17 protein-coding genes are annotated in these 21,066 nt (G+C 43.0%); all 17 read right to left on the minus strand.

Going from position 1 to position 21,066, the window contains the following annotated elements:
- Positions 1 to 222 precede the first annotated feature (222 nt).
- Positions 223 to 1,284 carry a recombinase RecA gene (gene recA / locus ACTHPA_RS07085; protein WP_440499458.1) on the minus strand — a complete coding sequence of 354 codons (1,062 nt, stop codon included), beginning with the start codon at positions 1,282 to 1,284 and terminating at the stop codon, positions 223 to 225.
- 174 nt (positions 1,285 to 1,458) lie between these two features.
- Positions 1,459 to 2,712 carry a competence/damage-inducible protein A gene (locus ACTHPA_RS07090; protein WP_440499459.1) on the minus strand — a complete coding sequence of 418 codons (1,254 nt, stop codon included), beginning with the start codon at positions 2,710 to 2,712 and terminating at the stop codon, positions 1,459 to 1,461.
- 12 nt (positions 2,713 to 2,724) lie between these two features.
- Positions 2,725 to 3,303, minus strand: a complete 579-nt coding sequence (pgsA, locus tag ACTHPA_RS07095) for a CDP-diacylglycerol--glycerol-3-phosphate 3-phosphatidyltransferase (protein ID WP_440499460.1) — start codon at positions 3,301 to 3,303, stop codon at positions 2,725 to 2,727.
- 54 nt (positions 3,304 to 3,357) lie between these two features.
- A complete protein-coding gene (locus ACTHPA_RS07100) occupies positions 3,358 to 4,224 on the minus strand; it encodes a helix-turn-helix domain-containing protein (protein WP_440499461.1) in 867 nt (288 codons plus the stop codon).
- 17 nt (positions 4,225 to 4,241) lie between these two features.
- A complete protein-coding gene (locus ACTHPA_RS07105) occupies positions 4,242 to 5,039 on the minus strand; it encodes a YmfK family protein (RefSeq protein ID WP_440499462.1) in 798 nt (265 codons plus the stop codon).
- A gap of 193 nt (positions 5,040 to 5,232) precedes the next feature.
- On the minus strand, positions 5,233 to 5,961 hold the full coding sequence (ymfI, locus tag ACTHPA_RS07110; protein ID WP_440499463.1) for an elongation factor P 5-aminopentanone reductase: 729 nt from the start codon (positions 5,959 to 5,961) through the stop codon (positions 5,233 to 5,235).
- A 2-nt stretch (positions 5,962 to 5,963) separates the two neighbouring features.
- Positions 5,964 to 7,262, minus strand: a complete 1,299-nt coding sequence (gene yfmH, locus ACTHPA_RS07115; RefSeq protein WP_440499464.1) for an EF-P 5-aminopentanol modification-associated protein YfmH — start codon at positions 7,260 to 7,262, stop codon at positions 5,964 to 5,966.
- Positions 7,263 to 7,264: 2 nt separating this feature from the next.
- Entirely contained in the window at positions 7,265 to 8,530 is a 1,266-nt protein-coding gene (yfmF, locus tag ACTHPA_RS07120) for an EF-P 5-aminopentanol modification-associated protein YfmF (RefSeq protein ID WP_440499465.1), read from the minus strand.
- Between the two features lie 164 nt (positions 8,531 to 8,694).
- Positions 8,695 to 9,654, minus strand: a complete 960-nt coding sequence (locus ACTHPA_RS07125) for an ABC transporter permease (RefSeq protein WP_440499466.1) — start codon at positions 9,652 to 9,654, stop codon at positions 8,695 to 8,697.
- Between the two features lies 1 nt (position 9,655).
- Positions 9,656 to 10,702, minus strand: coding sequence for an ABC transporter permease (locus tag ACTHPA_RS07130; protein WP_440499467.1), 1,047 nt, complete (start codon positions 10,700 to 10,702; stop codon positions 9,656 to 9,658).
- Entirely contained in the window at positions 10,695 to 12,251 is a 1,557-nt protein-coding gene (locus ACTHPA_RS07135; protein WP_440499468.1) for an ABC transporter ATP-binding protein, read from the minus strand. Before ACTHPA_RS07135 ends, ACTHPA_RS07130 begins: the two co-directional genes overlap by 8 nt.
- Before the next feature lie 158 nt (positions 12,252 to 12,409).
- Entirely contained in the window at positions 12,410 to 13,474 is a 1,065-nt protein-coding gene (locus ACTHPA_RS07140; RefSeq protein ID WP_440499469.1) for a BMP family lipoprotein, read from the minus strand.
- A gap of 168 nt (positions 13,475 to 13,642) precedes the next feature.
- Positions 13,643 to 14,371, minus strand: coding sequence for a GntR family transcriptional regulator (locus ACTHPA_RS07145; RefSeq protein WP_440499470.1), 729 nt, complete (start codon positions 14,369 to 14,371; stop codon positions 13,643 to 13,645).
- A gap of 170 nt (positions 14,372 to 14,541) precedes the next feature.
- Positions 14,542 to 16,875 carry a DNA translocase FtsK gene (locus ACTHPA_RS07150; RefSeq protein WP_440499471.1) on the minus strand — a complete coding sequence of 778 codons (2,334 nt, stop codon included), beginning with the start codon at positions 16,873 to 16,875 and terminating at the stop codon, positions 14,542 to 14,544.
- Between the two features lie 107 nt (positions 16,876 to 16,982).
- A complete protein-coding gene (locus ACTHPA_RS07155) occupies positions 16,983 to 18,650 on the minus strand; it encodes a ribonuclease J (RefSeq protein ID WP_440499472.1) in 1,668 nt (555 codons plus the stop codon).
- A gap of 244 nt (positions 18,651 to 18,894) precedes the next feature.
- Positions 18,895 to 19,788, minus strand: a complete 894-nt coding sequence (gene dapA / locus ACTHPA_RS07160; RefSeq protein ID WP_440499473.1) for a 4-hydroxy-tetrahydrodipicolinate synthase — start codon at positions 19,786 to 19,788, stop codon at positions 18,895 to 18,897.
- 93 nt (positions 19,789 to 19,881) lie between these two features.
- Positions 19,882 to 20,913: an aspartate-semialdehyde dehydrogenase gene (locus ACTHPA_RS07165; RefSeq protein ID WP_440499474.1), complete on the minus strand. Its 1,032-nt coding sequence runs from the start codon at positions 20,911 to 20,913 to the stop codon at positions 19,882 to 19,884.
- Between the last annotated feature and the right edge of the window lie 153 nt (positions 20,914 to 21,066).

A 21,066-nucleotide genomic window follows, 5' to 3' on the forward strand; every position in this document is an offset into this window, starting at 1 on the left:
CCGGAGTCTAGACGTAAACAAAAGCGGAGGGCGGCGTTTAGCTTCGACAGGCATAAGGCAGATCTGCGAAACGGCGATCTTTGCCGTACAGCAGATCTGCCTTATGACCCGAGAAGCTGCCGCCTGGAGTCTAGACGTAAACAAAAGCGGAGGGCGCCTTTGGTTACCTGAACCGGATGACAAAAACGGACTGCCCTTAAAGGCAGCCCGTTTGTTGATCAATTATTTTTCCTCTTCAACAAATAGATCTAGTTCATCTTCGTCGTCTTCGTCATGGCCTGCGATGACGTAGTTGGCTGCAGCCATTCCGTAGGAGTCGCGAATTTTGTTTGCGATTTCCGCACGAATATCTGGATTTTCTTTAAGAAATTGCTTGGCGTTTTCTCGTCCTTGACCAAGTCGTTCCCCTTCATAGGAGTACCATGCACCGCTCTTTTGGACAACTTCCAGTTCAGCGCCAAGATCGACAATTTCACCTTCTCTGGAAATCCCTTCTCCATACATGATATCTACCTCAGCAGTACGGAACGGAGGAGCAACTTTGTTTTTCACGACACGGATACGAGTTTTGTTACCCATAATGTCGTTTCCTTGTTTAATCGCTTCACCACGGCGAACTTCCAAGCGGACGGATGAATAGAATTTCAATGCACGTCCACCTGGTGTCACTTCAGGGTTCCCGAACATGACGCCGACTTTTTCACGGATTTGGTTGATGAAGACTGCGATCGTCTTCGATTTATTAATAGCACCGGATAGTTTACGAAGTGCTTGCGACATAAGGCGCGCCTGCAAACCAACGTGCGAGTCTCCCATTTCCCCTTCGATTTCCGCTTTCGGCACTAAAGCTGCAACGGAGTCGATGACAACGATATCGATCGCTCCACTTCGAACAAGTGCTTCAGCGATTTCAAGGGCTTGTTCGCCCGTATCCGGCTGTGATAATAGCAATTCGTCAATATTGACGCCCAGTTTCTGTGCATAAACTGGATCTAGCGCATGCTCGGCATCGATAAACGCGGCTTGTCCGCCTGATGCTTGCACTTCTGCAATTGCATGCAATGCTACTGTTGTTTTACCAGAGCTTTCAGGGCCGTAAATCTCAATGACCCGTCCTCTTGGATAACCGCCAACCCCTAATGCTGCATCTAGAGCAAGCGACCCGGTAGAAGACGTTGCAATCTCCCGGTCGGTTTTTTCCCCCAATTTCATGACGGACCCTTTCCCGAATTGTTTCTCAATTTGTTTCAAAGCTTGGTCCAAAGCTGCTTTACGATCGCTCAAAAACGATTCCTCCCTTAAAAGGCGTTATTCTTTTCTTCCTATCTCTACTATACTCCTTTTATGAGAAATACTCAAACAAAAAACGAACGCTTATTCGATTTATTTTATCAAAATCTATTTTTAAATGAGAATGAGGGGGATAAATCAATTTTAAATGAGAATAGGAGTCAAAAATTAATTTTCGGGTAAACGACTTTTCAATTCTTTTATTACGTAATAGAGTGCGAATCGAGCTGCACGTTTCCTATTAGCATTTCTGGAACCTGAAAGATCTAGTTTATACGTTTTCACTTCGTCATCTTTGTAAGCAATTCCGATCCATACAGTCCCGACTGGCTTCCCGTCATGCGGATCGGGTCCGGCAGCACCAGTCAATCCAATGCCTATATCAGAACTGAATTTTCGTTTCACACTCCGGGCTAGCGCAGCAGCACATTCCGAACTGACAACGCCATACTCATCAAGCAATGACCCCGGAATATCCAGTTGCTCTTTCTTCGCATTCTCATCATAAACGACAACTCCGCCTTTTAAGGATGAGCTGATTCCTGGTTCATCTGCCAATTCAGCCATGAATAGGCCAGCCGTCAAGCTTTCTGCAGCGGCAATGGTAAGCCCGTTCCTTAACAGAAGCTCAGCCGCCTTCGAGGACAACGAATCCTCATCGATACCATAGATGAATTGGCCGACTAATGAACGGATTTCAGATTCCACCGGCGTAATCAACTTATGAGCAGCCTCAACCGATTCCGCTTTGGAAGTCAATCGTAAAATGACTGAATCTGGGGATGCTAGAGGTGCTACGGTCGGATTTGTCTGACTATCCAAAATCGATTGGACACGATATTCAAGCTCGGCTTCGCCGATACCGTAAAACTTCAATACTCGTGATACGATGACTTCCTTATTGCCGGAAGTTCCCAATAAATAAGGTATCGCTTCCTTTTCAAACATCGGTTGCATTTCATGCGGAGGGCCAGGCAATAAAATATAGCATTTCCCATTCTTTTTAATCGCCATGCCGGGCGCCATCCCATGATTGTTTGCTAAAACCGTCGAACCGCTTAGCACTAACGCTTGCTTCTTATTATTGTCGGTCATCGTCCTTCCTGTCCGTTTAAAATATGCTTCGATAGATATTAATGCATCATTATCGCTTTCAAGTGCAACGCCAAGTTTCTTGGCAATCGTTTCTTTCGTTAAATCGTCTTTTGTAGGTCCCAATCCTCCAGAAAAAATGATGAGATCGGCACGATTTTGTGCAATTGTTATCGCTTCATCCAACCTGTTAGGATTATCCCCTACGACCGTATGGTAATACACATCGACGCCAGCTTCAGCAAGACGCGCTGAAATGAAGGCTGCATTCGTATTTGTAATTTGACCTAATAGAAGCTCAGATCCTACTGCGATGATTTCCGCTTTCATTGTGCCATCCCCTTACATGGAGTCGAGTAAGACCCGTCGGTTTTTGTAAAAATAATCCGCTCCGGACCAAATCGTAAAGAATAAAGCAATATAAAGCATGATTGTACCGAATGGGAAATTAATTGCTTCGAAGAAAATGTTATTCAGCAATAAGAAGGAGATTGCAACGAGTTGTGTCGCAGTCTTGATTTTCCCTAATTGATTTGCGGCAACTACTTCGCCGCCGCCTGCAAGAATAAGTCTCAATCCAGTGACAGCAAATTCCCTGCTAATAATGATGATGACAATCCACGAAGCTGCCGAACCAAGTTCAACTAGAATGATCAATGCAGCCGAAACGAGAAGTTTATCAGCAAGCGGATCCAAAAACTTCCCCATGTTCGTAACTAGATTATGTTTTCTCGCCAAATGGCCGTCGAACCAATCTGTCGCTGCAGCGATAATGAACAGCAAAGCACCAATCAGATGCTCCATAGAGAGAGTTGTGCCCCCCACTGCAAATGATCCCATGCCAAAATCAACAACCATGAAAATGATAAATATAGGAATGAGTAAAATGCGGGATACTGTAATCTTATTAGGTAAATTCATTAGTCTCACTATCCTTCCGAATGAAAAAAGTCATCTTTGTAGATGACTATTTTTTCATTTCTCATATTCTATAAAAATATTTTGTGTAGATTTATCTGATACATACTCAAGTTTCTCCCCATTTACATAAATATCCGTAAACGGAGTTACAGCAACACGTATCCGGACAAATTGAACATCCGAAACATCCAATTCAATCGTTTCGCCATCTTTCATAACTCTCGCACCTGGCGTAAGTTCTTCTTTGTTTTCATTCTGCACGCCAATCCACGTATCTCCGAACGTATCGATCTTCAGCTTGAATTCTTCAGAATCCGTCAAAGTGTATGTGGAATCTTCTCCGCTCGTATTTACATACGTAAGAGTTTGCTCCTTCACCTCTTCTTCAGGCTCAGGATCCGGCTCAGTTGCTTCCTCGTCAGGCTTATCTTCCGACGCACCATCGTCCACATTACCTGCCGGCGGCTGATTACTATCCATTGTAATTGGTTGTTCCGATTCCACATCGAGTCCGGTATCTTTGGATGCGCCTTTTTGGAAGAATGTCCATATAACGACAATAATTACAACAATAAATAATGCTACGATAATTTTAGGGATTGCTTCATTCAGACGGCTGTTGCCTTTTATACCTCGGCTCCTCGTCATAGGAGGGGTAATTTGAGCATTCTCTTCTTCGAGTTTTTCATGCATTGCAGATTCTTTATACAAAGATAACATTTCATCGGAATCCAAACCGACAGCTTCCGAATACTGTTTAATGAACGCACGCACATAAAAAGCGCCGGGCATCATGCTGTAATCTTCATTTTCAATACCGGAAAGGTACCGTTTTTGAATTTTAGTTATTGATTGCAAATCATCCAGTGAATATCCCTTAGCTGTTCTCGCCTCTTTAAGACGATCACCTAATCCGGTCAATTTTATCACCTGCCTGTTTAAAAGTTGAACGTACCAAATCCGCCCATCGGTCCGACATCGGACATCATATGGTTTTTCTCCATCATTTCATATGTAATTTCTTGGTCAGGATCTGTCCGTAATTCGATAATATAATCAAAATCCTCCATGTCATATTCAGAATGCTGAACGAACATGTCCGGATGCTCGACCACTTTGATGGAAGGCATACTCATCATTTCACGGACAAGTTGCATATGTCTTTCATCTCCGGATTTACGCGTGACGATTCCGTCGAGGATAAAAATATTATCCTTTGAGAATTCATCCCCCGCCAAAGTATTCCGCACGGTCTGTTTAATCATTGTTGAAGAAAGGAAAATCCATTTCTTATTCGCACACACACTTGCAGCGACGACTGATTCCGTTTTGCCGACCCTAGGCATCCCTCTTATTCCGATCAATTTATGGCCTTCCTGTTTGAACAGCTCTGCCATGAAATCTACGAGGACTCCCAATTCACTTCGAATAAATCTGAATGTCTTCCGATCATCGATATCCCGTTGGATGTATCGTCCATGTCTCACTGCTAAAATATCCCGCAGTTTCGGTTCACGAATCTTCTTTACCTGAATGGTTTCCATCGTGGATGCAATTAATTCGAAACGTTTGATTTGATCGTCATTTTCCGTCCTGACAAGCATGCCGCGATGTCCTCCGTCAACACCGTTAATCGTTACAATATTGACGCGCAGCATCCCCAATAAGGAAGCAATATCTCCGAGCAAACCTGGCCGATTCACTTGTATCTCATATTCGACATACCATTCACCCATTCGACACACCCTTTCGATCCTTTTTCATAATGAACGCATAAAGCTGGAAGTGACTGTCCGGCTGTTTTTTGGAACGCTTCTATTTGTAGGACGCAAAAGACGCAACTTAGTTCTATAATAGCGGATTCGAGATGCGAAGAAAAGGAAAAAAGAAAAGGGGATAATTACCTTCCCCTATTATATATACCAACCACTATATATACCAACCGCCATTCAGCTTTAAAATTTCGCCAGTCATATAATCTGCCTTTCCGCTTACGAGGAAGCTTGCAAGATCCGCGACTTGCTCGGGGTGTCCGGTTGACTGCAAAGGAATTTGATCAATGACAAGCTGTTTATCATCTATCGACAACTCTTCATTCATTTCCGTCTCAATCCAACCAGGAGCAATCGCATTTACTCTTGTCCCGGTATATGCCGCCTCTTTTGCATATGCTTTGACAAATGCATGCTGTGCTCCTTTGACGGCAGAATACATCACTTCCCCTGCAGCGCCGGTATTGCCCCATATTGAGCCGATAAATAGGATGTAGGAAACTGGATGACTGCGCAACTGCGGCGAAACAAGACTGATGAACAATGCAGGGTTTTGCATGTGTACACGCCATAATGCATCCATATCGCTGCTATTCGTGTCTGTCAATAATTTTAACATCGACTGACCAAGGGCGACGACAACCGCTTGTACATGTCCGACTTGCTCTGCCAACTTTTGTGCGCCGTCAAGTTTCGTAAAATCCGAATGGATAATCTGGAAATCCCCATCTGGATGTTTTTCAAGCAGTGCCCTTTTCAATTCTAATGCGCGACTTTCGTTTCTATTATAATGAAGATACAAGGACCATCCATCTGCAGCGAGTTGGCGGCTGACCGCTTCCCCTATGCCTCCGGATGAGCCTAGAACGACAGCATACCTCTTCATTTTCAGCCTTCTTTTGAGCCTGGAACAATCGTCATGACAGTGTGGCTTTCTTCGTTGGAAATCGTCTTAAATGCATCCTGCAAATGCTCTAACTTAACTTGTTCAAGGGTCGGCACGACATCAAATAAATTCATGCCATTGAAATTGTATTGAGTAAACTGATTCGAAATAAATTCGATGGAGTTCAATGAGCGCATGAATTGACCGATTCTCCGTTTTCTCGCACGATTCAAATCCTCTTCGGTAATCGTCCAATTTTCCGCAAGCGATTTCAATGTACCTCTGACGGCTTCTTCTAACTCTGATGGATTATCGGTATCCGATTCAACCATAGCGAATCCAAATCCCTTCTCAAATATGAAATCATAATGATACGTTTCATCGATTAAATGATCGTTATATGCTTTCGTGTAAAATTCGGACGTTCGGCCGAACAAAATATCTAGAAGAAGATTGATCGCCAAATCTTGGCGCAGCATTTCTTCGCCTTCCATCATTGTATGAAGGCACTTCATGCCGTAATTGAATTTAGGACGAAGGACATCCATTTCAAGCACTGTTTTCTTCCTGTTCGCTTCATTCGGTTCTTCAGGATACTTCCTCGTAATTTCTTCCGGTTCCGAAAATTCCTTGCTGCTTTGATCTTTGCGGATGAAATCCATCATTTCTTTCGGGTCCACTGCCCCAATGACAAAAACCGTCATGTTAGAAGGATGGTAAAACGTTTCATAACATTCATATAAGTGCTCGGCTGTAATTTCTTGTATCGTATCAACCGTTCCCGCGATATCGATGTTGATTGGATATTCTTTATATAAGCTTTGAATCGTCCCGAAATAATTTCGCCAATCCGGATTATCATCATACATCGTAATTTCTTGTGCGATGATGCCTTTTTCCTTCTCCACTTTTTCTTCAGTGAAATAAGGCTCCTGCACAAAATCGAGCAGAACTTTTGTGTTATCATATAAGTTATTTGTCGTAGAGAATAAGTACGATGTACGTGTGAATGACGTGAAAGCATTCGCGGAGGCACCAAGGACGCCAAATTTCTGGAACACATCCCCTTCCTTCTTATCAAACATTTTATGCTCAAGGAAATGCGCTATTCCGTCTGGCACTGTTACAAAATCCTTCTTGCCCCGCGGAATGAATGTCCTATCAATTGAGCCATATTTCGTCGTAAATGTCACATATGTCTTTGAAAATCCGCGTTTAGGCAAAATATAGACATTCAAGCCATTGTCGAGCCTTTCGTGGAATAATGTCTCCTGTAAATTATCAAAAGTGATCTTTTCCATCATTACGCCTCTCTTCCCGACAATAAATAGATGAGTTCAAGTTGGATTTGTGATGCCATCTGTTTTACGTCTTCGATGGAGACCGCATCCCATTTGGCAATCCATTTATCGGCTGTGAAATCCTCATCCAACTGCTTGTACTGATCATACACCTCGATTTGGCCCCTTGCAGAGTCGAATGCACTCCGAATACTGTTCGACAACAAGGCGACTGTCTGGTCAAGTTCCAAGTCCGATACGTTTCCTTTTTGCATTTCGTCAATCTGTTCGCCGATCAATTTGACAGCCTTCTCCTCAAGTTCCGCATCAATCCCTGCCATTACATACACAATACCGTAATAAGCTGCATATGCACTGTTGACCGTGTAAGCCATACTTTCTTTTTCCCGTACATTCATGAATAATTTACTATGTGCAAATCCACCTAGTACACCGTTTGCCACTTGCATCTTAGGATAATCTGGATGGAAGAAAGAAATCGGCGTTCTATACCCGACTTGCAGCTTCCCTTGCTTCATGTCCTGCCTTTCAAAAACTTGGCGGGCTTCTTTGTTCTCAGTCTCTTTTTGTTCATATTGTTTTTTCGTCACTTCTCTAGCAGGAAAATCGAACATTGATTTTATTTTCTCAACGAGCTCATCTTCTTGGACATCTCCAACGACATAAATGTCGATTTCATCTTCATTCAACATTCTCTTGTATGTATCAAGGAGCGTTGCACTCGTTATGCTTTCAACATCCTCTTCCGTTCCGCTTGATGACATAGAAGCAGGATCATTTGGACGCATCAGCTCTAGCATGCGCTTATGGGCATATCTAGTTTTGTCATCATAAATAGATCGGATTCTTTCAATCACCGTCCGTTTTTCCCGGCTGACAATCGACTCATCAAAAGTTCCATCTTTAAAGTTCGGTTTGAAGATGATCGTGTTGACCATATTCAACGCTTCATCAAAAACGCCAGTCGTCGAGAGGTATTCATCGTTTACACATTCCATATTCAACGATAAGATGTGTGAGCTGCCGCGCTTGCCTGCATCCATATAGAAAACGGTTCCATACAATTCATCTAACGCTTTTCGCAAATCACTTTGTTTTGGATAATCAGCGTTCGAATCTTGGAGTACATTTGATAAAACTGCCCGGTATGCTGCTTGTTTTTCATCCAGTTCAGCCAACCATTTGATAGACATTGTGATCGTTTTAAATTGTTCTGTCTTACGGATATATAAATTAACTCCTTTTTGAAGCTCGACCTTTGTAAACATACGAACACCTCGTTTTTTCTTTATTATACGAATACCCTTCTACAATATACATTTCATCATATCAACAAGGCAAAATAAACGCTTTTTACCAATTTCCCTCTTTAATTAAAGACAAAACAAAACGCCTGGACTCCATTCGATAGGAATCCAGGCGACAAAATCGATTATCTGCTCCCTTTGATGTATGGTACACCGTTCGCTTTCGGAGCATTCGCCTTCCCGATAAACCCTGCCAACGCAAGGATCGTCAAAACATAAGGCAAGATATAGAAATAAACTGTCGGCACATTTTCGATGAAGCTTATAGAACCGGCGCTGATTGCAAGCGCTTGGGCAAACCCGAAGAAAAGGGCCGCTCCCATTGCACCGATTGGATGCCATTTACCGAAAATCATTGCCGCCAAAGCCATGAATCCTTGGCCGTTGATCGTCGCATGACCGAAATCTCCGGTCATTGTTTGTGAATAGATAGCACCGCCGATACCAGCTAAACCGCCGGACAAAATAACTGCTGTGTAACGGACTTTTGCCACATTGATCCCCATCGTATCCGCGGCCATAGGATGCTCCCCTACTGAACGGAGACGAAGGCCGAATGGCGTCTTATAAATAACGAACCATGCAATTATCGCAATGAGTATCGCCAAAACAGAAGTTCCATATACCGATTTGAAAAACATTGGTCCAATTACTGGGATGTCTTGCAAAATTGGAATGTTGACACGCGGAATTTTCTTTTGAATAAAATCCGTCTGTCCTTTTCCGAACATCATTTTAACGGAAAACAAAGCAATTGCAATACCTAGCATATTAATTGCGACCCCGGATACGACTTGGTCTGCTCGGAATGAAACCGAAGCAACGGCATGCATAACCGAAAATAGTGCGGAAACAAGCATGGCAACTAATAAAGCAATCCACGGCGTCCAACCGCCGAAGACATCGGCATAAGCCAAGTTGAAAACAATTCCTACGAATGCACCCATGACCATGAGGCCTTCCAGTCCAATATTGACGACACCGGAACGTTCAGAGAAAACGCCACCGATTGCAGTTAGGATAAGGGGGGCTGCATAAGCGATCGAAGTCGGCACGATAAAATAAAGTGCTTCTAAAAAGCCCATGTCATTTCGCCTCCTTTTTCTTATTCAACCGTTGCAGTCCCACCCGGATGATATATCCGCAAGCAACAAAGAATATGATGAGTGCAATGACGATTGATACGATTTCAAGTGGAATTCCTGCCGCATTCGGCATATTATTCGCACCATATTTCAACGACCCGAACAATGATGCTCCGAAGATGATTCCAAGTGGAGCGTTTGCACCGAGCAATGCGACGGCGATCCCGTCAAACCCGATACCAGTGAATCCACCTTGGTTTGTCATACTTCCGAATGTTCCAAGCCCTTCCATGGCTCCTCCTAGACCTGCAAATGCACCTGAGATCACCATAGATAAAATAATGTTTTTCTTAACATTCATCCCTGCGTATTGGGAAGCGTTCTCGTTGAAACCTACTGATTTCAATTCGAATCCGGTTTTCGTCTTTTCGAGGATGAACCACATCACGACGACCATAGCAAGAGCTACGAATATTCCGTAGTGAAGAGTGGAATAGTCAGTCAAATTCGAAAGGAATTCCGAACGCAAGGAAGCGGTCGGCTGTATCCTTTCCGTCTTATAGCTACCGCCAGATACTGTTTTGATCAATGCATTAACGACATGAAGGGCAACATAGTTCATCATGATCGTAACAATAACTTCATGAACACGTAACGTCGCTTTCAAAATCCCAGGAATCAATCCCCATAACGCACCGGCAGCTGCTGCCGCTAATAGTGCGAATGGCAAATGGATATACATCGGCAATGTGAACGCCGAGCCGACGTATGCAGCTGCAAACCATCCGACCATGAGCTGACCTTCAACACCGATGTTGAAAAGTCCCGTACGGAAGGCGAATGCGACTGCTAGACCCGCAAGAATATATGGGCTAATTTGCCGGATTGTTTCACCGATTGCGTAACTATCTCCGAAAATACCATTCCATAATGCTATATAACCTGCTATAGGATCATAGCCGCTGAAAAGCATGACGATAGCTCCGACGAGTAAACCAAGGATGATCGAAATGGCTGGCACTAAAATTTTGATTACTCTATTAGACATCTCGATCCACACCTTCTTTCATAACATGCTGCTCTTTCTCGTCCTTTGAATGTCCTGCCATTAAAAGTCCGAGTTCCTGTTCGTTCGTCTCAGATGGAATGACCGTATCGACGATCTGACCATCGTGAATGACCGCAATGCGATCAGACACATTCATAACTTCATCTAATTCAAAGGAAATGAGGAAAACCGCTTTTCCTTTATCACGCTGTTCAATAAGTCTTTTGTGGATGAATTCAATCGCCCCAACATCTAGACCTCTGGTTGGCAAAGCAGCAATGAGCAAATCGGGATCACGTGAAACTTCACGTCCGATAATGAGCTTTTGCTGATTCCCTCCGGATAAAGCGCGGGAAAGCTCGTGTTCGCCTTGAGTTCTAACGTCATATTCTTCAATGATTTTCTTTGCCTTATTTGAAATGGCATCATATTGCATAATACCATTCTTCGAATACGGCTCATGATAATACTCTTGCAATGCGACATTGTAGCCGACTGAGAAGTCTAGGACGAGGCCATGTTTGTGTCGGTCTTGCGGAATATGCCCCAATCCAGCTTCCGTAATTTTTCTCGGTTTCAATCCTGTTATATCTTTTGAATTTATCGTGATTTTTCCGCTTTTCACTTTTCGCAAGCCTGCAATCGCTTCAATTAATTCGGACTGTCCATTTCCATCAATTCCAGCCAGACCGACAATCTCTCCTTTTCGGATTGAGAGATTCAAGCCTTTCACTTTTTCGACTCCCCTATAATCGACGACGACTAGGTTTTCGATGTTCAAAACTTCTTCCTTCGGAATAGAAGGGCCTTTTTCAGTCTTGAATGTGACTTGTCTACCAACCATCAAAGTGGCAAGTTCTTCAGGGTTTGTTTCGGAAGTGACGACCGTCCCGATCCCTTGGCCTTTCCGGATGACTGTTACGCGATCGGATACGTCCATTATTTCTTGCAATTTATGAGTAATGAGGATGATTGATTTACCTTCTGTAATGAGCTTTTTCATAATTCCGATTAACTCTTGTATTTCCTGAGGTGTCAAGGAAGCTGTCGGCTCGTCAAAGATTAGAATATTAGCACCGCGATAAAGCGTTTTCAATATTTCCACACGCTGTTGCATCCCAACCGAAATATCTTCGATTTTCGCATAGGGATCAACATTCAATCCATACGTGTTTGAAATCTCGGCAACTTTTTTTGCTGCATCTTTAATATTTACGACGCCCATCTTTTTAGGTTCATTACCTAAAATGATATTTTCAGTGACGGTTAAGTTCTCAACCAACATGAAATGTTGATGAACCATCCCGATACCAAGATCGTTTGCGACATTTGGATTCGTTACGTTGACTTTCTTTCCGTTGACACGTATTTCGCCCTCTTCGGGTTGATAGAGTCCAAACAACACATTCATCAATGTGGTTTTGCCTGCTCCATTCTCGCCTAAAAGCGCATGGATTTCCCCTTTCCTCAACTGCAAGGTGATGTTGTCATTCGCCCGGAAATTACCGAATTGCTTCGTAATGTTCAACATCTCAATGACATGCTCCAATGGATTCACTTCCTTGTATAATAGTTTATCTTTGTAATTGGAAAATAAAATGAACACAATAAAAGGTTCTTTTGTACAAAAAACCTTTTACTCTATCATTTTATGGTGCTTTTCTCACAACAAAGGCCGGAATGAACCGGCCATTGTCATTGTAATTATTATTCTGCAAACTCAGGTACTTCGATTTCACCATCAGCAATCTTTTTAGCATATTCATCGATTTGCTTCAGGACATCCTCAGGGATTGCTCCACGGGAATCTGCAAGTTTTACGCCGTCATCATGAAGACCGTAAACTTTTGTTTCGCCACCTGGGAATTTGCCTTCCTTAGCAAGTGCAGCAATGTCTTGTACTGCTACGTCTACACGTTTTAGCATTGAAGTCATTGTGATGTTGTCATCGCCGACTTGACCTTCATCGTATTGGTCGGAGTCAACACCGATTACCCATACGTATGCGTCTTTGTCAGCAGCTTTACGTTCTTTCGCTTCCGTGAAGACACCGTTTCCTGTACCACCTGCTGCGTGGAAGATAATGTCTACACCTGAAGAGTACATACGGCCCGCTTCAGCTTTTCCAAGTTCGGCTTTGTCAAATGCACCAGTGTATTTAACGTCAACTTTGATATCAGGATTTACAGCCGCAACACCTGCAACAAATCCAGCTTCAAAGCGTTCGATAACCGGAATTTCCATACCACCGATAAAACCGATTTTATCGGATTTTGTCATCAATGCAGCTGCAACCCCAGCAAGGTACGCACCTTCTTGCTCCTTAAACAGGATGCTAGCTACGTTTGGTTGATCAACAACGCCATCGATAATCGCATAATTCGTTTCTGGCTTTTGTTCCGCGATTGTATTGATCGCTTCTTCCATTAAGAAACCTACACCGAAAACTAAGTCAAAGTCACGACGGGTAAGCGCGTTCAAGTTTGACGTATAATCCGCTTCACCTTTTGATTGAAGGTACGCGTAACCGCCGTCCCCTTCGCTCATGTTGTTGTCTTTACCAAATTTTTGAATCCCTTCCCAAGCGGATTGGTTGAATGATTTGTCGTCAACACCGCCGACATCCGTAACCATCGCAAGTGAAAAATCTGATTCGTTTCCACCAGTAGAAGATGAAGAATCTTTTTTGTCTTTGTCCGTACCACAAGCACCAAGTAATGTACCTGCTGCTAGAACCAATGATAATGCAAGACCGTATTTACGTTTGCTCACTGATTGGACCTCCCTGTTTTTTTATTTTGGTATTAAATATGACGTATGAACGTCTTAAATGCACACTCAAGAAGCAAACAGCAGACAGTCAAAATGACAGGCAGTTATTGCATTTGCAATTTGCCCATCATTCCAGATTGCTTGCCGACAGCTTCAAGAATTTGTGCCTTATACCCTTTTTCGGACTACATGGAAGCTGAACTTATCAGCCCTAAAATAATTTTTGGAGTAAAGGACCATTTCGCCTTCCTCGCTATAATGATGTTGGAGCAATACGAGAAGAGGAATGTCAACACCACATCTGAGTATAGAAGACGCTTCATCGTCATACCCGACAGGTTCAATATTTGCCACAGCTTGGACGATTCGGATGCGGCCAGATTTCTCTATCAACTCAAAAATGGATTCGTTCAACAAGACATCCGATCCACCTTCAAGATCTTTGGCAAGCACATGATCGACGCAATAGACTACAGGCTCTCCGTCTGCAGTTCTAACTCTTTTAATCGTTACTAGACTGTCATTTTCTTCACAATCAAACTTCCCAATCATTTCATCATTCGGAAGACTTTCCTGTACTTCCATAAAGATTGTGCCAGGAACCATTCCTGCATCACAAATCATGGAGGATACGCTTGAAAGCTGTTCAATTCCGGATGAAAATAATGGCCGCGGATTTACGAAAGTGCCAACACCGTGTTTACGGACGATTACTTTTTCCTCTTCAAGGACCCGCAATGCTTCACGAAGCGTAGCCCTGCTGACGCCAAGCTTTCTGGCAAGCTCAAATTCGGATGGAAACTTCTCGTTCTCTTTGAAAACGCCGGAATCGATATCTTCCTTCAATCGCTCGATCACTTGCACGTATAAGTGCCTTTGATCTGTTTTCACCACCATTTAAATCCCCCCTCCTGATGAGGTTAGACCTCAGATGTGTTACCTCATTTCCTAATCATCCATACTATATCATTTCCATACTCCAAAATAAACATCTGTTTTTCAAAAAAACTTGAAACTAGCATAAATTCTTTTGAAATGTCCTGCTTTTGTCATGTTTTTCTAGCTTGTTACTCGTAATTAACGGCGGATATCAGGACTTGTCTTGGCTTGCTGCCCTCCGGAGGTCCTACGACACCTCGCATTTCCATTTGATCAACAATTCTTGCAGCTCTTGAATATCCGATTCGAAAACGCCGTTGAAGCATTGACACAGATGCAGTCTGCATTTCGATGACAAGTTGGACGGCCTCATCATACAATTCATCCGTCTCTTCGTGCGGCTGTACTTCCTCTACTTCTGTCGGTATCATCTCTTCCTGATATTGTGCTTTTTGCTGTTCAATTACGAAATCAACGACAGCCTCGACTTCTTGATCAGAAACGAATGCACCTTGGACCCTGACCGGTTTGGATGCTCCGGCCGGAAGAAATAGCATATCTCCGCGACCAAGTAGTTTCTCTGCTCCTCCACCGTCCAAAATTGTCCTCGAATCAACCGCGGAAGAAACTGCAAACGCGATTCGCGAAGGAATATTCGCTTTAATAATACCTGTAATAACGTCTACACTTGGACGTTGCGTTGCAATGATCAAATGAATGCCGGCAGCACGTGCCATTTGAGCAAGACGTGTGATGGAGTCTTCTACATCACTTGAAGCAACCATCATCAAATCTGCAAGCTCATCTACGATGACGACGATATAAGGCATACGCGGATGTTTTTCGTCATTTTCATCATTCCATTGTTCAATATGCTCATTATACCCTTCAATATTCCGAGTTCCCGTATGTGAAAACAGCTCGTATCTTCTTTCCATTTCAGATACTACTTTTTTTAATGCTTGGGAAGCTTTCCGCGGATCGGTGACGACCGGCGCCAATAGATGCGGAACACCATTATAAACGTTCAATTCAACCATTTTCGGGTCAATCATCATCATTTTCACTTCATGCGGCTTAGCGCGCATTAGAATACTAATAATAATTCCGTTGATGCAAACACTTTTCCCGCTTCCCGTCGATCCTGCAACAAGGACATGCGGCATTTTATTCAACTCAGCCATCATTGCTTGTCCTGTGACATCTCTGCCGAGTACAATGCTCAATTTCGAGTCCGGACGATTATTTTCCTTGGAATCAATAACTTCTCGCAAGCTGACGATTGCAACTGCTTTGTTCGGCACTTCAATACCGACTGCCGACTTTCCTGGTATTGGTGCTTCAATTCTAATATCGCTTGCTGCTAGAGCAAGGGCAATATCATCGGCCAAACTGACAATTCTGCTCACTTTCACGCCTGTATCGGGAAGCACTTCATATTTCGTTACAGCAGGACCTAAATGGACTTGCGTAACTTTTGCTTTGACACCAAAGCTTAAGAATGTCTTTTCAAGTTTCTGTGCATTTGCATGGATAGAATCATATTCTGCCGATTGATCATTGGATGGCGTTTGCCGAAGCAATGATGGAGGCGGTAAAATATATGATACATTTTCCTCTTCGCCAGATACACCCGAATAGGTCGGAACATCTCCGTCATCCGATTCATTTGCAGGCGATGTTTCCACTTGTTTCTCAATGACAGTGTCATCATTGGATGGTATTGGTTCAATTCGTTCATTGAAAGCGGAAATGATCGGTTTTGATACGATTTCTTCTTGTTCTTCAAGTGTGGCAACTGTTGGATCATCTTGCTTAACCTCCTGAAGCGTCTGCTTTTTGCGACGTTCAGTTCTTGAAGAGGCTTGCTGGTTCCCTTTTTTAGGAATCCTTTTTTCTTTTCGTTCCGTTTTCGTTTTTAAAGAAGAAAGCACCTTCGGATAATGCTCCGCTATATAAGGGACAAGCGCCTTTCCGGTGAGCAGCACGATACCGATTAATAATAGAAGAACACCGGCTACTGTTGCTCCTGCTGAATCAAATAAAGAATGGAAGAGCGCAAATAGCATTGCACCAGCCAATCCCCCCCCTAGAGCTCCGCTTCTTGATGCGATTCCTTCATTCGTAATAAGGACTTTCCACGTCTCTTGAAAAGCCGAATTGGACATAAGTACTTTGCTTTCATATAGCTCTTTGAATAAATAGATATGGCTAAATAATAGCAAGCTTGCGAGAATGAATAAGCTGCCGCCGACAATTCGGTTTTTCCAACCTACCGTCTTCCGTTTTACCATGAATAGAAGCGCTTGAACGATCAATAGAAGTGGAACAGCACCATGCCAATTCCCAAATAGGAGTCTTGCGAAAGAAGAGAGCCCTCTTCCGACGATGCCAAACTCAAAAATAATGATGATAGCGAAGCCGATCATCGTTAAACCGGCAACTTCGTATACTAATGGATGGAGGCCGTCATTATTCTTTTTGGACGCGGTCTTTTTCTTTTTCTTCGATTTTTTTGACATGAAACTCCTCCTTTTACAAAAAGGATTTCCCGCCGTGCGGACGGCATGGAAATCCTTTTCTCAAGTTCTATCGTTGTTTTGTTCAGATTCCGTTTTCGAGACCTTGCTCAATACTCCATAATGATCGGAATAATCATCGGTCTTCTTTTAGTTTGTTGGAATAAATAAGAGCTTAATGTATCACGGATCTCTTGCTTTATGTTTGTCCATTCAAACGTATCTTTATTCACATACTTTTCCACTATCTTCCGTACAAGGTTCTTCGATTCATCAAGAAGCTCTTCAGACTCCCTCACATAGACGAATCCGCGTGAGACGATTTCAAGACCTGCAGCTATCCTTTTCTGTCTACGACTTAATGTAATGACGACAGTGAAAATACCGTCTTGCGACAAGAGCTTTCTGTCGCGCAGTACGATATTGCCTACATCACCGACCCCAATTCCATCAATGAGAATATTTCCTGCTTGTACACGGCCGCTCATTCTCATCTTGTCGTTTTTATATTCGACGATATCCCCTTTATCAGCTATAAAAATCTGCGATTTTTGCAAGCCGACCTGTTGCGCTAGCTTTGAATGGGCAATAAGCATTTTATATTCCCCTTGAATAGGGATGAAATACTTAGGCTGCATCAAGTTGAGCATCAGTTTTAAGTCTTCTTGGCTGCCATGACCGGATACATGGACATTTTTCGAAGCTGTAATGACGTGAGCACCGGCTTTTGATAATTCATTCGCCATTTGATACATAGACACTTCCATGCTTGGGGATGGCGTGAATGTAATAAGGACTGTATCCGTCTTTTTAATTTTGATATCCTTATGGAATTTGCGGACTATTTTCTCGAGAGCTTCAAGCGGCTCGCCTTGATTGCCCGTGACGATGATCACGATTTGGTCATCAGGATACTTTCCGATGTCTTTTACGGATATGACCGTATCTTCGTCAATTTGCAAATACCCTAACCGCATGCCTACTTCAAAATAACTTTCGAGGCTCTTTCCGACGACCGCAACTTTTTTACCCGTTTCGAGCGCTTTATCGAAAACTTGTTGAATGCGGATAAAATTGGATGCATACAAAGCAACGAGAATACGCCCTTCCACGCTATGGAATGTATTGGACAAACGATCTTCTATGACGGATTCGGAAGTCGTATAGCCCGGACGTTCGGCTTCATTTGAATCTGACATAAGGATGAAGACGCCTTCTTCTCCCAAGGCCGCCATTTTTGCGATGTCCGGACGATATTTCCCTTTTGCGGATTGGTCGAATTTGAATTCACCTGTATGGACAATCGCACCTTCGCTCGTATGAAAAACGATTCCTAAAGAATCGGGAATGCTATGCGTTGTATGGAAAAACGTCACATACGTCTGCTTGAAATTCATCCGGCTTTTATTTGTCACCTCAAAAAACTTTACGCCTGCTGGTGCAGGCATATCTTTTAAATGCTCTTTCGCAAGGGCAAGTGTCAGTTTGGAACCGTACACAGGGGCTTGCACCTTCTGTAGAAGATAGGCGATGGACCCGATTGCGTCTTCGTGTCCATGCGTTAGGAAAATCCCTTTTACCCGCTCTTTATTTTCTTCGATGTATGTCAAATCTGGAATGACGATATCAATGCCGAGCATTTCACCTTCCGGGAACATGAGTCCCGCATCGACGATGAAAAGTTCCTCATCAATTTCAACGACATACATCGCCTTTCCGATTTCCCCGACTCCTCCTAGCGGGATTACTTTTATTACTTCATTTTTCGTTTTTGCCACATTGTTTCCTCCTATACTATGTTTGAAAAAGACTGGTGTTGGATCATGAACCGTCTATGTATTGTTTTCTGGCATTTACTAAATCGCCTATCGTTATTTAATTGAAACCCAACTGTCAATTTTCAAATGATATATGTTGTTGCTTATTTGTTGAATACCCGTCCACAACGACTAAGTTTCATTATACGTGAGAATGCCCTTACTACACAAACAAAAAAAGCCGGCGAATGCTCCCGGCTTTCTTTTATTGAAATACATGCTCGTTTTTTTTGAAATTATTCCATACTTCGTCGAATGCAGCAGCACCTTCTTTGAAGCCTGCTATTAACGGAAGTCTCACTCCTCCGGTATCGATTCCCATCTTGGCAAGTGCATACTTGACCGGGACAGGGTTCGGGGCGGAAAAGACCGCTTGGAATAACGGTAGTAATATCCTGTGCATTTTTGCCGACTTTGTCGTATCGCCTAATTTGAATGCATTGATCATTTGCTGCATTTCAGCCCCGACGATATGGGATGCTACTGAAATGACACCATCTCCGCCGATAGATAATAACGGCAATGTCAACGAGTCATCTCCGCTATATACTTTAAATCCATTATCAGTTCCTGAAATAATATCGGACATTTGATCGAGACTTCCGCTCGCTTCTTTGACTGCCCGGATATTTTTTATTTTCGATAATTCGATTACGGTTTCAGCTTCCATATTGACCGCGGATCTGCCGGGGATATTATAGAGTAGTATTGGCAGGTCCGTAATGCTTGCAATATGGGTAAAGTGTGCAACAATCCCTTTTTGGTCGGGTTTGTTGTAATAAGGAGTCACTAACATGATTCCGTCGGCACCTAGCTCATCCGCTTGCTTTGTCAATTTGACTGTTTCTGCTGTATTGAAGGTTCCTGTCCCTGCAATGACAGGAATCCTCTTATTGACGATTTCAATTGCGTATCTGAAAATATCCGATTTTTCTTGATGATTTAACGTGGGGGATTCCCCCGTAGTCCCACAAACAATTAAGGAATCCGTCCCAGTTGCGATCAAATGCTCGATCAACTTTTCCGTCAAGTCAAAATCGATGTCTCCAGTATGTGAAAAAGGAGTGACCATCGCTGTGCCAATTTGCCCAAGTTCCATTCTGACCATTCCTTTTCATCGCTATGATGTTGAAACGATTGCTCCGTGTTTCATTTACTACGTAACAGGACGGAACAATCGCTTCAAAAAAATTTATTTAATTAATTCCTCAGCAATTTGAACCGAATTCAATGCTGCACCTTTCAATAAGTTATCTGAAACAATCCACATATGGAATCCAGCAGGATGTTTTGGATCCTTCCTAATACGTCCGACAAACACTTCATCTTTCCCTTCCGCAAATAACGGCATTGGATACAATTGTGTAGACGGGTCATCTTGGACGACAACGCCCGGTGCACCTTCCATAGTAGAACGGATATCGGCAACAGTAACGTTTTCATCGTTTAACTCGATATATACCGATTCAGAGTGCCCTGTTACTACAGGGAGGCGTACACAAGTGGCAGTGACCGCCATTTGCTGATCGCCGAATATTTTTTTCGTTTCATTCATCATTTTCAATTCCTCTAAAGTGTACCCCGATTCATCGAAAACATCGATTTGCGGAATAGCATTGAAAGCAATCGGATAATGGCGTTCAGCAGAAGCGCTCGGCAGCAATTCCGCTTTAATAGTTGCACGTTCTGCGAATTGCGTACTTTGCTGAGCAAGTTCATCTATCGCTTCAGCACCCGCTCCCGATACCGCTTGGTACGTTGAAACGATAATACGGTTGATGCCGAATTTTTCTTTGATTGGTTGTAGTGCAGCAACCATTTGGATTGTAGAACAGTTCGGATTCGCGATAATTCCCGAGTGATTTTGCAAAGTTTGCGGATTCACTTCAGGAACGACTAGCGGCGTCCCTTCATCCATTCTGAACGCACTCGTATTATCAATTACGACTGCACCTCGTTCTACCGCTTCGTGTGCAAACTTTTGGGAAATAGAACCTCCTGCACTGAAAAATGCAATGTCGACACCTTCAAAAGACTCAGGCACCGTTTCTTCCACGATAAACGTTTCACCGCCTGCAGAAATTTCAATACCTGCAGAACGTTTTGAAGCTAGCAATTTTATCGATGTTGCGGGGAATTTTCGTTCCAAAAGCTTTTCAAGAATTTTCGTTCCTACTGCTCCAGTAGCACCTACAATTGCAACATTCAAATTATCATTTTTCATTTCAATCTCCCTTTCGTTTTACGGACCTTCGGATATATATACATTTATTCGTTTATTAATGCAAAAGAACATTAGCTCATTTATGCAAGAATAAAAACCTCACCCTATGTCCTATAAGAGTTCATTGGAGAAATTATAACATATCTAGAAATC

Origin of the sequence: Sporosarcina sp. SAFN-015, assembly GCF_051966875.1 — a bacterium.
GTDB lineage: Bacteria > Bacillota > Bacilli > Bacillales_A > Planococcaceae > Sporosarcina.

Excerpts from the sequence above, each read along its gene's own strand:
- ACTHPA_RS07090 (WP_440499459.1), bottom strand. The coding sequence starts at position 2,712 with ATGAAAGCGGAAATCATCGCAGTAGGATCTGAGCTTCTATTAGGTCAA.
- pgsA (WP_440499460.1), bottom strand. The coding sequence starts at position 3,303 with ATGAATTTACCTAATAAGATTACAGTATCCCGCATTTTACTCATTCCT.
- ACTHPA_RS07105 (WP_440499462.1), bottom strand. The coding sequence starts at position 5,039 with ATGGGTGAATGGTATGTCGAATATGAGATACAAGTGAATCGGCCAGGT.
- ymfI (WP_440499463.1), bottom strand. The coding sequence starts at position 5,961 with ATGAAGAGGTATGCTGTCGTTCTAGGCTCATCCGGAGGCATAGGGGAA.
- yfmH (WP_440499464.1), bottom strand. The coding sequence starts at position 7,262 with ATGGAAAAGATCACTTTTGATAATTTACAGGAGACATTATTCCACGAA.
- yfmF (WP_440499465.1), bottom strand. The coding sequence starts at position 8,530 with ATGTTTACAAAGGTCGAGCTTCAAAAAGGAGTTAATTTATATATCCGT.
- ACTHPA_RS07125 (WP_440499466.1), bottom strand. The coding sequence starts at position 9,654 with ATGGGCTTTTTAGAAGCACTTTATTTTATCGTGCCGACTTCGATCGCT.
- ACTHPA_RS07130 (WP_440499467.1), bottom strand. The coding sequence starts at position 10,702 with ATGTCTAATAGAGTAATCAAAATTTTAGTGCCAGCCATTTCGATCATC.
- ACTHPA_RS07145 (WP_440499470.1), bottom strand. The coding sequence starts at position 14,371 with ATGGTGGTGAAAACAGATCAAAGGCACTTATACGTGCAAGTGATCGAG.
- ACTHPA_RS07150 (WP_440499471.1), bottom strand. The coding sequence starts at position 16,875 with ATGTCAAAAAAATCGAAGAAAAAGAAAAAGACCGCGTCCAAAAAGAAT.
- dapA (WP_440499473.1), bottom strand. The coding sequence starts at position 19,788 with ATGGAACTTGGGCAAATTGGCACAGCGATGGTCACTCCTTTTTCACAT.
- ACTHPA_RS07165 (WP_440499474.1), bottom strand. The coding sequence starts at position 20,913 with ATGAAAAATGATAATTTGAATGTTGCAATTGTAGGTGCTACTGGAGCA.